Source organism: Arthrobacter sp. SAFR-044 (genome assembly GCF_059414985.1).
This window is the reverse complement of the sequence record NZ_JBPFDN010000013.1, coordinates 1-12,560: the sequence shown is the minus strand read 5'-3', so window position 1 is coordinate 12,560 and position 12,560 is coordinate 1. Positions and strand designations below refer to the sequence as shown.

General features: G+C 65.4%; 9 protein-coding genes and 1 pseudogene. 3 read left to right on the top strand and 7 right to left on the bottom strand.

Annotated elements, in window-relative coordinates; genetic code table 11:
* Nucleotides 1-30 precede the first annotated feature (30 nt).
* From ACR65J_RS17415 to lysS, 5 genes are all read right to left on the bottom strand, one after another.
* A complete protein-coding gene (locus tag ACR65J_RS17415; protein ID WP_440171420.1) occupies nt 31-2,151 on the bottom strand; it encodes a S9 family peptidase in 2,121 nt (706 codons plus the stop codon).
* A gap of 387 nt (nt 2,152-2,538) precedes the next feature.
* Nucleotides 2,539-5,031 carry an ATP-dependent Clp protease ATP-binding subunit gene (locus tag ACR65J_RS17410; RefSeq protein WP_440171418.1) on the bottom strand — a complete coding sequence of 831 codons (2,493 nt, stop codon included), beginning with the start codon at nt 5,029-5,031 and terminating at the stop codon, nt 2,539-2,541.
* Between the two features lie 344 nt (nt 5,032-5,375).
* Nucleotides 5,376-5,705, bottom strand: a complete 330-nt coding sequence (locus ACR65J_RS17405) for a histone-like nucleoid-structuring protein Lsr2 (RefSeq protein WP_440171416.1) — start codon at nt 5,703-5,705, stop codon at nt 5,376-5,378.
* Between the two features lie 140 nt (nt 5,706-5,845).
* Nucleotides 5,846-6,022: a hypothetical protein gene (locus ACR65J_RS17400; RefSeq protein WP_307492758.1), complete on the bottom strand. Its 177-nt coding sequence runs from the start codon at nt 6,020-6,022 to the stop codon at nt 5,846-5,848.
* Nucleotides 6,023-6,024: 2 nt separating this feature from the next.
* Entirely contained in the window at nt 6,025-7,563 is a 1,539-nt protein-coding gene (gene lysS / locus ACR65J_RS17395) for a lysine--tRNA ligase (RefSeq protein WP_440171414.1), read from the bottom strand.
* Nucleotides 7,564-7,631: 68 nt separating this feature from the next.
* Here lysS and ACR65J_RS17390 point away from each other — a divergent pair, with 68 nt between their 5' ends.
* On the top strand, nt 7,632-8,546 hold the full coding sequence (locus ACR65J_RS17390; RefSeq protein WP_440171412.1) for an alpha/beta fold hydrolase: 915 nt from the start codon (nt 7,632-7,634) through the stop codon (nt 8,544-8,546).
* A gap of 61 nt (nt 8,547-8,607) precedes the next feature.
* On the top strand, nt 8,608-9,444 hold the full coding sequence (locus tag ACR65J_RS17385) for an alpha/beta fold hydrolase (protein ID WP_440171410.1): 837 nt from the start codon (nt 8,608-8,610) through the stop codon (nt 9,442-9,444).
* A 79-nt stretch (nt 9,445-9,523) separates the two neighbouring features.
* Here ACR65J_RS17385 and ACR65J_RS17380 read toward each other — a convergent pair whose 3' ends face one another.
* Nucleotides 9,524-11,026, bottom strand: coding sequence for a DHA2 family efflux MFS transporter permease subunit (locus ACR65J_RS17380; protein ID WP_440171408.1), 1,503 nt, complete (start codon nt 11,024-11,026; stop codon nt 9,524-9,526).
* 130 nt (nt 11,027-11,156) lie between these two features.
* The gene (locus ACR65J_RS17375; RefSeq protein ID WP_440171406.1) at nt 11,157-11,723 is read right to left on the bottom strand and encodes a type 1 glutamine amidotransferase domain-containing protein; all 567 of its coding nucleotides are present in this window, start codon (nt 11,721-11,723) and stop codon (nt 11,157-11,159) included.
* Between the two features lie 313 nt (nt 11,724-12,036).
* Here ACR65J_RS17375 and ACR65J_RS17370 point away from each other — a divergent pair.
* Nucleotides 12,037-12,560: pseudogene (locus ACR65J_RS17370) on the top strand (HNH endonuclease signature motif containing protein); the annotation flags it as partial.

Below are 12,560 nucleotides of genomic sequence, written 5' to 3'. Positions count from 1 at the left end.
GATCGACGCCTTGCGCCTGTTGGCGGGAAATTACAGGCCCAGTTCTGTCGGCAACTCGGTGTCCTGGCCCAGGACGTTCTTTGCCAGGAACCACTCCACCACCTGGTACCAGACCTTTGCATGCTGCGGCTGGAGGACCCAGTGGTTTTCGTCGGGGAAGTACAGGAACCTGTGCGGGGTTTGCCCGTCCTGGTCCGCCGCCAGCCGCGATTTGGACAGCAGCTCGTACCAAAGCCGCAGGCCCTCGCCGATGGGCACCCTGTAGTCCTTGTCGCCATGGATCACGAGCATGGGCGAACTGATCTTCTCCGCATGCAGGTGCGGTGAATTCTCCAGCGCCATCTCTTCGGTCATTTCCTTGAGCCAATACTGCGAGGCATCCGTGGTGGGTCCGAACTGATCCAGCGCCCAAAGGCTGGCGTGGGTGACCACCGCCTTGAACCGGTCCGTGTTGCCCGCGACCCAGTTGGCCATGTACCCGCCGAAGGAGCCACCCATCGCAGCGGTCCGGGTCCCATCGATGTCGGGCCGTTCCACTGCCGCGTCCGTGATGGCCATGAGGTCGGTAAACGGCGCCTTGCCCCAGGAGCCCCAGCCGCGCTGGATGTAGGCCTGGCCGTAACCCGTGGACAGCGCCGGGTCGGGCAGCAGCACCGCGTAGCCCTTTGCCGTCAGGAGCCACGGGTTCCAGCGCCAGGTCCAGGCATTCCAGGACCCCAGGGGGCCGCCGTGGATCCAGAGGAGCAGCGGCGCTGGTTTGTCCGCGGAGGCGCCGTCGGGGAGGGCCAGGTAGGCAGGCACCCGGGAGCCATCCGGAGCCGTGGCGGCGATCCGCTCCAGCCGGCCCGGGCAGGACGGACGTTCGGCGGGCGCAGGCAGGCGGGTGGTTTCACCCGTGGCCACGTCGATCCGCACGGCTTCCGCCGGGAATTCATAGGAGCTGCGCAGGGCATAGGCGTACCGTCCCTCCGGCGAGATCACGACGTCGGTGTAGGCCGCCGCGTCCTGCGTCACCCGGGTAACGCCCAGTTCAGCGGCAGCCGCCGGAACGCTGACCCGGAAAACCGGCGATGCACCGTCGTCGTCCGCTGTGACCAGGATGCCGGAGCCGTCCGGAAGCCACGCCGCGGGTTTGGGCCAGCGGTCCCAGTCGTGGGCCAGGGGCTGCAGTCCGGTGTCCCCGGCAGCCTCGCCGGAGACGTCCAGGAGGTGCATCCTGATCTCTGGAGCCTGTTGCGGGGTGGAGTCGCTCTCGCTGACCACCACAAGCGTGCGGCCATCCGGGCTGACGGGACCCGGGAAGTAGCTCATTCCCTCCTGGTCCAGCAGCACCTTGAGGCTGCCGGACGCCACATCCACCGCCACCAGGATGGAGCGGCTGTCCGCCTTGGCAAGGGGTTTGGTGTAGCCGCTGTAGAGGGTCTTCCCGTCCGGGCTGACCACTGTCTCCGCCTCCCTGAGCCGCGGGCCGGCGTCGGGCGTCAGGTTGCGCAGTGCCAGGGGAACAGTGGCGTCAACGGTTGTGGGCTTGCCGGGCCCCTTGTCCGCCCCGGCTTCCACGGCGAAGATCCGCGGCTGGCCGGGGCCCAGGTCGGCGTCCCAGTAGCGGACCGGGTATTCGCTGTGCAGGATGGCGGAGACCTTCCTGTCCTTGCGGGACTTGCGCCGTTCCGCGTCGTCCTCCTCGTCGGCGGACCCTGCCAGGACCTCCGCCGTGACGAATGCTGCATCGGCGCCCCTCGCCGTCATCACCCTGCTGATGCCTCCGGCCCGGCTCAGGACAACGCGGGCTTCCCCGCCGTCGGCCGGCAGCAGCCACAGCGCATTGACCGGCTCTTCATCGGGGCTGTCGGGGTCGGGACGCGCGGAGGTGAAATAGACGTCGCCGTTGGCGGCGAAAGCAGCCCCGGCCTCGCCCTTGGCGCTGCGGGTGATGCGCCGGGCGTGTTTCTGCCCGGCCGGGTCCAACTCCCACAACGCGGTGGCAAACTCGGTGCCCTTGCCGTTCAGGGTGGCGACGGTGGTGACCAGCCTGGCACCGTCCGGGCTGAGGGCCAGGCCGCTTACCCGCGGGATGGACAGGTAGTGGTCGAGGTCGTGGAAAGGGGTCCTTGGTTGCTCGTCCGGGATCGCCGGATTCTCGTTAGCCATGCTCCTGATTCAACCCGAGGTGTGTCGCCCATCACAACCACTTCACTACCGGCGGAACGACGACGGCACATCCGTCGCTTCGTGGGTCGAGGGTGCGGGGCCGGGTTGGCGCCGTCGGCCGAGCCATTTGCCGGCGCCTGCTCGTTCCTCGCTTTGACGGCGCCTACACAAATGCCTGACCGCCGCCACCCGCGTGAGGTGCGCCTTCGCGTGAAGCGGAGGGGCCGGGGTCATTTGTGTAGCTTGCGTCAAAGCGACGAAGGAGCAGCAAGCGGCAAATGGCGCTGGTGCCGGAGCGGACCCAACCACGGAAGAAGCGGGCAGGTGGATGAACGCAAAAAGCCCCGCCGCTCCTTTGCGGAGTGGCAGGGCTTTCTGGTGTGGAGCTTAGACGCTCGGGGCGATCTCCGGGATGCGGGGCTTGGCGTTGCCGGCGAAGGTGAACTTCGCGTCGTCGCCTTCGCCTTCGACATCCACCACGACGATGTCGCCGGTGTGGATCTCGCCGAACAGGATCTTCTCGGACAGCTGGTCCTCGATCTCGCGCTGGATGGTGCGGCGCAGCGGCCGGGCACCCATGGCGGGATCGTAGCCGCGGGTTGCCAGGAGCACCTTGGCGGCCTTGGTCAGCTCGATGCCCATGTCCTTGTCCTTGAGGCGCTTCTCCAGGCGGGTCACGAACAGGTCCACGATCTCGATGATCTCGTCCTGGGTGAGCTGCGGGAATACCACGACGTCGTCAACACGGTTCAGGAACTCGGGGCGGAAGTGCTGCTTGAGTTCCTCCGTGACGCGGGCACGCATGCGGTTGTAGCCGGTCTGCGTGTCGGTGCCGGACTGGAAGCCGGTGGCAACGCTCTTGGAGATGTCCCGGGTACCCAGGTTGGTGGTCATGATGATCACGGTGTTCTTGAAGTCCACCACGCGGCCCTGGGAGTCGGTCAGGCGGCCGTCTTCCAGGATCTGCAGCAGCGAGTTGAAGAGGTCCGCGTGGGCCTTCTCCACTTCGTCGAACAGGACCACGGAGAACGGACGGCGCCGGACCTTCTCGGTCAGCTGGCCACCTTCTTCGTAGCCCACGTAGCCCGGAGGGGCACCGAAGAGCCGCGAAACGGTGTGCTTCTCGGAGTACTCGGACATGTCCAGCGTGATGAGGGCGTCCTCTTCACCGAACAGGAACTCCGCGAGTGCCTTGGCGAGTTCGGTCTTGCCGACGCCGGTGGGGCCGGCGAAGATGAACGAGCCACCGGGACGCTTGGGGTCCTTGAGCCCGGCACGGGTGCGGCGGATGGCCTGCGACAGTGCCTTGATGGCCTCGTTCTGGCCCACCACGCGCTTGTGCAGTTCGTCTTCCATCTTGAGCAGGCGCGAGGACTCTTCCTCGGTCAGCTTGAAGACGGGGATGCCGGTGGAGTTGGCCAGCACCTCGGCGATGAGATCCTCATCCACCTCGGAAATGTCGTCCATGCCACCGGACTTCCAGTGCCGCTCCTTCTCCGACCGCTCGGAGATCATCTTCTGCTCCTTGTCGCGGAGCGCTGCGGCGCCTTCGAAGTCCTGCGCGTCGATGGCGGATTCCTTCTCCATCTTCAGCTTTGCGATGCGCTCGTCCATGGCCTTGAGCTCCGGCGGAGCGGTCATGCGGCGGATGCGCAGCCGGGCGCCGGCTTCGTCGATCAGGTCGATCGCCTTGTCCGGCAGGAAGCGGTCCGAGATGTAGCGTTCGGCCAGGCTGGCAGCGGAGGCCAGGGCGCCGTCGGTGATGGTAACGCGGTGGTGTGCCTCGTACCGGTCCCGCAGGCCCTTGAGGATTTCGATGGCGTGCGCCACGGAGGGTTCCTTGACCTGGATCGGCTGGAAGCGGCGCTCAAGGGCGGCGTCCTTCTCGATGTGCTTGCGGTACTCATCCAGGGTGGTGGCGCCGATGGTCTGCAGCTCGCCGCGGGCCAGCATGGGCTTCAGGATCGAGGCTGCGTCGATGGCGCCTTCGGCGGCACCCGCACCTACCAAGGTGTGGATCTCGTCGATGAACAGGATGATGTCGCCGCGGGTGCGGATCTCCTTGAGGACCTTCTTCAGGCGCTCCTCGAAGTCACCGCGGTAGCGGGAGCCTGCCACCAGGGAACCGAGGTCCAGGGTGTACAGCTGCTTGTCGCGGATGGTTTCCGGGACATCGCCCCGCACGATCGCCTGGGCCAGGCCTTCGACGACGGCGGTCTTGCCGACGCCGGGCTCGCCGATGAGGACCGGGTTGTTCTTGGTGCGGCGGGAAAGGACCTGCATGACGCGTTCCATTTCCTGCTCGCGGCCGATGACCGGGTCCAGCTTGTTCTCGCGCGCAGCCTGGGTCAGGTTGCGGCCGAACTGGTCCAGGACAACGGAACCGGCAGGTGCGCCCTCGGGCTGCCCGCCGCCGACGCCCGCGCCGGTGGTTTCCTTGCCCTGGTACCCGGAGAGGAGCTGGATGACCTGCTGGCGGACCCGGTTGAGGTCGGCGCCGAGCTTGACCAGAACCTGGGCAGCGACACCTTCACCTTCGCGGATCAGCCCGAGCAGGATGTGCTCCGTGCCGATGTAGTTGTGGCCCAGCTGGAGGGCTTCGCGCAGCGAGAGCTCCAGTACCTTCTTGGCACGGGGGGTGAAGGGGATGTGACCGGAGGGAGCCTGCTGGCCCTGCCCGATGATCTCCTGCACCTGCTCGCGAACGCCGTCGAGCGAAATGCTCAAGGACTCAAGAGCTTTGGCGGCAACGCCCTCACCCTCATGGATCAGACCCAAGAGGATGTGTTCGGTACCGATGTAATTGTGGTTCAGCATGCGTGCCTCTTCTTGGGCAAGCACAACTACGCGACGGGCACGGTCCGTAAATCGCTCAAACATTTCGCCACACTCCTAGCTACGACGTACTTTGATGCTACGTGGCCGCCCCTGAGTTGTGGAGCGTGTTCGCCACAGGGGAAACCGTGCCCCTTGCGGGAATAACCGCCGCGGGCAGTTGCAGCGCGGCACACGGGACCAGCAAGGCGAACCGGCAGCCGCCCCGGGCACCGGCAAAGGCACCGCAACCCGTCGAATACTGCCGGGCGCCAAGAGGCCACGGCAGCGTCCCAAATGAGTCAAATGGACAACAGCTCCCGTCGCCCCATAGCAGCAATATCCGCGAATTGAAAAACCCCGCCCCGCCTTGCGGCGGGAGCGGGGTTTCGGTGGAGCCAAAGGCAGTCCTAGGAATTTGCCTTTTGGTAGGCTTCCTGGATTTCGGCCTGAATTCGGCCGCGGCTGTTAACGGTGTACCCGTTATCCCGAGCCCATTGCCGGATTTGCGCTGAATCGTGGCTGCGGCCCCCGGTTGGCGTCTTGGTCCGCTGTACGCGGCCTCCGGATGCCTTGCGCGCGGCAGTGGTGAACCTCTCCAATGAAGACCGGAGTTCAGCGGCATTGGCTGCCGACAGGTCAATCTCATAGTTGACCCCGTCGAGGCCAAACTTAACATTCTCGTCTGCGGATCCCCCATCCAGATCATCAACGAGGATGATGTTTACTTTCTGTGCCATTTAGGTCTTCCTCTTGCTGGAAAGTTCGGTTTTCAGAAAAGCAGGATGTTTCCCATAAAAAAGTATGACTCTTATCTTGGCAACGCGTCAAAGCGCCTAATGGTTCCTTGGGGATAAAACCGGAAAGCAGGGGGGTTTATCTATTTGGATTCCGAACCCGGTTGCTCCGTGGGCTGCACCGGGAGGGAATCCGCTTCGGCCTGGGCGCGGGCTTCCGCCTGCCGCTCTGCCTTGTCCGCGTTGAAGATTGCTTTCATGGCGAACCAGAAAAGCAGGCCCACCACGAGGGAGGGAAGAATGACTGCTACGTATTCCATGGTCAGTGCCCTTCGGGCTTCAGCAGTGGGAACAGGATGGTTTCGCGGATGCCGGCTCCGGTGAAGAGCATCACCAGCCGGTCGATGCCCAGGCCGATGCCGCCCATGGGAGGAGCGCCGTATTCGAGGGCGCGCAGGAAGTCCTCGTCAAGCTGCATGGCCTCGACGTCGCCGGCAGCGGCGTGCAGGGACTGTTCGGTGAGCCGTTCGCGCTGGATGACGGGGTCGATCAGTTCGGAGAAGGCGGTGCCGCGCTCCATGCCGCCGATGATGAGGTCCCAGGCTTCGATGAGGCGGCCGTCCTCGCGGTGCGGGCGGGCCAGCGGCTGCGCGGAGGGCGGGTAGTCGTAGACGAAGGTGGGGTTCAGGAGGGTGGGCTCCACGATTTCACCGAAGAGCTCCACTGCCAGCTTCTCGGCGTCCCACTTGGGGTCCACCTTGACGTCATGCTTGGCTGCAAGCTCCCTAAGCACCTCAGCGGACGTGTCCGGCGTGATTTCCTGCCCAACGGCGTCGGACAGTCCGGGGTAGACGGCCAGCCAGGTCCACTCGCCGTCGAGGTTGATCTCCCCCGCCTCGGTCTGCAGGACGCGTCCGGCACCCACGGCGTCCGCGGCGTCGAGGATGATTTCCTTGATCCGCTCGGCCATGACGAACTGGTCCGCCCAGGCCTCGTAGCACTCAAGGGTGGTGAATTCGGGGCTGTGGGTGGAGTCCACGCCTTCGTTGCGGAACACGCGGCCCATGTCGTAGACGCGGTCGATTCCGCCCACCACGGCGCGCTTGAGGTACAGCTCGGTGGCGATGCGGAGGGTCATCTTCTGGTCGAAGGCGTTCATGTGGGTCTCGAACGGACGCGCCAGGGCGCCGCCGTGGACCAGGTTCAGGATGGGCGTTTCCACTTCCACGTAGCGGTGCCGGAACAGCGTTTCGCGGATGGAGCGGGTGATGGCGGCGCGGGTGTAGACCATCTCGCGGGCCTCGTCCCGGACCATCAGGTCAACGTAGCGCTGGCGGACGCGGGTTTCCTCGTTCAGTTCCGCGTGCAGGACGGGCAGCGGGCGCAGCGCCTTGGAGGCCATGGACCAGGACTCGGCCATGATGGACAGTTCGCCGCGGCGGGAGGAGATGACCTCGCCCTTGATGAAGACGTGGTCGCCCAGGTCAACCAGGGCCTTCCAGTCGGCGAGCGCTTCCTCGCCCACGTTGGCCAGGCTCAGCATGGCCTGCAGGCGCGTTCCCTTGCCGTCGGTGCCGCCTTCCTGCAGGGTGGCGAAGCAGAGCTTTCCGGTGTTGCGGACAAAGACCACGCGGCCGGTGACGCCCACGATGTCGCCGGTGGTTTCATCCGCCTCGAGATGGGCGTACTTTTCCCGGATTTCAGCGAGGGAGTGCGTGCGCTCCACACCCACGGGGTACGCCTCCGTGCCGCGCTCAAGAAGTTTGGCGCGCTTTTCCATGCGGATCCGCATCTGCTCGCTGGCGTCGACGGGCTCTTGGGCATTCTTGGGCGCGGGGGTGTTTTGGGAAGTCACAATCATCAAGTTTACCGGGCATTGGCTGCCCGGACTTTCAGCTTCCCCGCAGGCTTGCGCCCTAGGATGGGCGGGTGAAAGAACGGGTACTTCCAACGCACGACGGCGGCAGGCTGGCTTTGTACAGCTATGGCGCCGAGGATGCGCCCGGCGACAAGCGGGTGCTGCTGATCGGTGGCGCGTTCCTCACGGCCCTGATCTACCGGCCGTTCTCCATTGCGCTGGCGAAGGGCCTCGGCGACGGCTGGGCGGTGGACGTTTACGACCGCAGGGGCCGGGGCAAATCCTCTGAACAGCCCGCGGACTACTCCATGGCCACGGAGATCGAAGATGTCCGGACGGTACTCAAAGCCACCGGCGCCCGGAATATCCTGGGCCACAGCCTGGGCGGTTCGGTGGCCCTCAACACTGTGCAGGAGTTCACCGGGACCGGGTTCGTCCCTGACAGGCTCGCCGTGTACGACGCGGCGGTGAACATTGACGGCAGCATCGACACCGCATGGCTGGACGGATTCGAGGACGCCGTGAACAACGGCAGGGTGGGCCACGCGCTGGCGCACATGAAGAAGGCCACCAGCCCGGGCTCGGCCATGGCCAGGATCCCGGAACCGGTCCTGGCCGGCTTGATGGCGGTGTTGTCCCGGACCAAGGTCAACAGGATGTTCCGGCAGGTCATGCCCAGCGGCGTGGGAGAGCTGAGGGCGGCGTACGACGAGAAGGACCACGCCCGGGACTTCAGCGTGCTGCCTGCCGGTACGCTCTTCATGGCTGGCGGGAAGAGCCCCCGCTATTACAAGGTGACGGCGGAGCGCCTCCACGCCGCAGTGCCGCGCAGCACCTACCAGCTCTCCCCCAAGTGCTTCCACGGCTCCGTTCCAGCGGCCGTGAAGGAACTGGTGACGGACATCTCGGCGTACTTCAAGGACGAAGGTCCGGACGGGAAGCCCCGCCCGGACACTCCTGACGCTATCCCCGTTCGCCGCGGCTGACCGGCTGGCCCCAGACAGGTTCCGGGATGCCTGCAACCAGTTGCTCGGCTAGGCTCGGAACATGACGCGAGAGAACATCAGGACCCCCGACGGCGGCACTGTGGAGCTCTTCTCCACCGGTGCGGAACTGGCTTCAGCTGGTTCGGGCGTGGTGGTGGTTCCGCCTTCGATGGTGACGGCCGCGGACTACACCAAATTTGCCCAGAAGCTCAGCGCCGCCCTGGGCCGCCCCGTGCACACCTTCAACCGGCGCGGCCGCGGCTCGTCGTCGCCCCAGCCGGAGGATTACACGCTGGATGTGGACATCCGGGACCTGGACACGGTCATGAAGCACACCTCCAGCACGGACGTCTTTGGCCACAGCTTCGGCGGAGCGGTTGCCCTGCACGCCGCGCGGACCCTGCCGGTGGAGCGGCTGGCCGTCTACGACCCCGCAGTCTCCGTGAATGGCAGCGTCACCGCCAACTGGATCGTGGAGTACGAGCGGGCCATCGCCGCCGGCGACCATGACCGCGCCCTCGCCGTCATCCAGCGCGGCCTGGAAGCCGGTGGCTCCTTCTCCTCCCGCATGCCGCTCTCCATGCTGACGCTGGCCAACAAGCTGACGGCCGGCACCACCGAAGGAAAGCAACAGCGCGAGCTGATGCGCACCGGCGTCCGCGAGATCAAGGCCATTATTGCCGCGGACATGCCGGCCGAGCCGTTCCAGGCACTCCCGCTGGAGACGCTGATCGTGGTCGGCGAAAAGAGCCCGGCCTACTTCGGCATCGCCTGCGGGCAAATCCACGACGTGCTCTCCGGCTCCAGCTACACCATCCTGCCCGGGTTCGGCCACGACGGCGCCATCAAGGCCCCGGACAAGCTGATCAAGGAACTCAGCGACTTCTTCGCCGGCTGACCCATGTAGCTGGCAGTAGTTGTCGTTTTGAGCCGTCAAAACGACAACTGCTGCGAGTCAGTTGGGCTGGTGCCAGGGGTCAGTGGGCCGGGCCGTGTCCTGAGCCGGCACCTTCGGTCTTGCGCATCATCGCGGAAAGCACGACGGCGGCAAGGGCTATGACGGTTGCCGTCATGAAGGCGGCGCTCATCCCGGCGACGAGTCCCGACGCCGCGCTCACCACCGCGAAAATGGAGACCAGCAGTGCGGTGCCGGCCGCGCCGGCCACCTGTTGCGTGGTGCTCATGATCGCCGAGCCATGGGAGTAGAGGTGCGGCGGCAGGGGGTTCAGCCCGGTGGTAAAGGCGGGGGTGAACAGCAATGCCAGGCCGAAACTCAGCCCCACGTGCAGGGTGATGATCCACCAAACCGCAGTGCCGGCGTCGAGCATTGAAAATTGCCAAAGGGCCACGACCATCAGGATGGAACCGGTGACGGTGAGCGGGAACGGGCCCACTTTGTCGAAGGCGCGGCCGATGACAGGACCCAGCAGGCCCATGGCCAGGCCGCCGGGGAGCAGTGCAAGGCCGGTCTCAAGCGACCCAAGGCCACGGACTTCCTGCAGGTAGAGCGGCAGCAGGATGACCCCGCCGAACAGCGCCATCATGGCCACCACCATCAGCAGGACCGAGACGGTGAACATCCGGAAGTTGAAGGCCCGAAGATCCAGCAGCGGCGCGGCGGCCTTCTGCAGCCGGACCTGACGCAGGACGAATACCGCCAGGGCGGCGACGCCGACGACCAGGGCTCCGATGGCGCCGGCGTTGGGACCTGACTCGCCCCCGTGCCCGCCGCCGACCTGGCTCAGCCCGTACACCAGGCCGCCGAAGGCGGGGACGGTAAGGACCACTGACAGGAAGTCGAGCTTGCCCTTCTCCACCTCGCCCACGTTGGTGAGGTACTTGGCGCCGATGGCCAGCGCGGCGAGGGCCACGGGCAGGACGAAGACGAACATGAAGCGCCAGGTGAAATGCTCAAGGATCAGCCCGGAGACGGTGGGACCCATGGCGGGCGCCACCGAGATGGCAATACTCACGTTTCCCATGACGGCGCCGCGCTTGGCCAGCGGCACCAGGGTGAGGATGGTGGTCATCAGCAGCGGCAGCATAATCGCGGTGCCGCCGGCCTGGACGATGCGCGCCAGGAGCAGGACCTCGAACCCGGGGGCCACCGCGGCAAGCGTTGTTCCACCTGCGAACAGGCCCATGGCAAGCATGAAAACGGCCCTCGTGGAGAGGCGCTGGAGGATGAATCCAGTGGTGGGGATGACCACGGCCATGGTGAGCATGAATCCAGTGGACAGCCACTGGACGGTGGGTGCGTCCACCCGGAGGTCCACCATCAGCCGCTGCAATGCGACATTCATGATGGTCTCGTTGAGGATCACCACAAACGTCGCCACCAGCAGCGTGCTGATGATGGTTACGGACTCCCTGGACATCTTCTCCGGTGCGGCGGGCAGGGTTCCTCGGCGGATTCCTTCGCCGATTCCTTGGTCAGGAGCGGGCTGTCCGCTGGCGTTGGGAGAGACTTCGGTAGACATGGGTGTTCCCTCAGGGGTGGTTTAAGAGTGGTGCGCGGTCGGCGCCGCTGCAGATTGCAACACTCTACCCGTTGGAGTAATTCCTCCGCATGGGTTCTTTTTACCCCTGAGGGAACATTGGGGGTTTGCTTTAGGCGGTCTGCCCTGCATGCTGGCCTTCGGAGATTTCCTCCACGAGCTTGCTGTTGAACGCCGGGAGGTCATCAGGGTTCCGGCTGGTCACCAGGCCCTGGTCAACCACCACTTCCTGGTCCGTCCAGTTGGCGCCCGCGTTCTTCAGGTCGGTTTCGAGCGTGAAGTAGGACGTGACGTTCCTGCCCCGGATGACTCCGGCCTCGATGAGCAGCCACGGTCCATGGCAGATGGACGCTACCGGCTTGTGCTGCTCGAAGAAGCTGCGGGTGAAGGCCTGGGCGTCCTTGTCGACGCGGAGGTGGTCAGCGTTCACCACACCACCCGGAAGTACCAGCGCGTCGAAGTCGGAGGCGTTTGCTTCAGCGACGGTGAGGTCGACGTCGAAGGTGTCGCCCTTCTCCGTGCCGTTGTATCCCTGCAGCTTGCCGTTCTTCGGCGCCACCAAGGTGGGCTCGCCGCCGGCGTCCTTCACTGCCTGCCAGGGACTGGTGAGCTCTACCTGTTCCACGCCGTCAGTCAGCAGGAATGCCACCTTCTTGCCTGCGATGCTGTGCTCTGACATTGTTCCTCCTCGCTGGAGGGGGCCACGCGGCGTTCAGGCGCGCGGGGTCCCGCTCGAGAGTTGATTGCCTGACGCATTCCAGCCTAGGAAAGAGCAAAGTAATAAGCAAGCTGACTATCTGTTTTTGGTGGCGCTGTATTCGGGGGCCAGCCCGTGCGCGCCGTTTTCGGCGCCGCGGGAAGGAATTTGCGCAGCGGGAAGGCGTACGACGGCGGCACGCGCCTTTTTGAGTTTGGGTCACCGTTGGTTGCGGTTGGCCTTGGCGGCCAATGGCTCCGGTTTGAATGTCAGTGGGTCGTTGGATGATGTCGGTATGGGAAACAGCAGCGGGACGGTAGCAGCGTTAGAGGGTGTTCGTGCCTCTGTTGCTGCCCTCAATTCGCTGCTCCTGGAAGATGCCGGCCTGGTCTACGGTGCCGCTGTTCACACCGACATGGATGTGTTGCAGCGGCGGTACGAGATCCGGCTGGAACGGCTGGAGGTCGTGTCCGGACTGGAGGCGCAGCTTGCCGCGGTCAAAGCCCAGGACGCCGCCGATGCCGTTGAGTTCCAGAAGGCCATGACCCCGCCGGGCGTCTCGGTCCAGGACCGCACCTACGCCGGAGTGTCCGTTGTCGAGGAGATCGCGGGGATCCTGACCATCAGTTCCGCCGCAGCAGGCGCGTTGGTGGACCAGTCCCGCCGGATCTGCTCCCTGCCGCCCGTGTTTGAGGCCCTGTCCGCGGGCGCGGTGTCCTGGCAGCACGCGAAGATCATCGCAGACGAAACCGAAGGCCTCGATGCCGCCGGTGCCGCCGGTGCCGCCGGGTTGGTGGCGCACTTCTTCGACCCCGACGC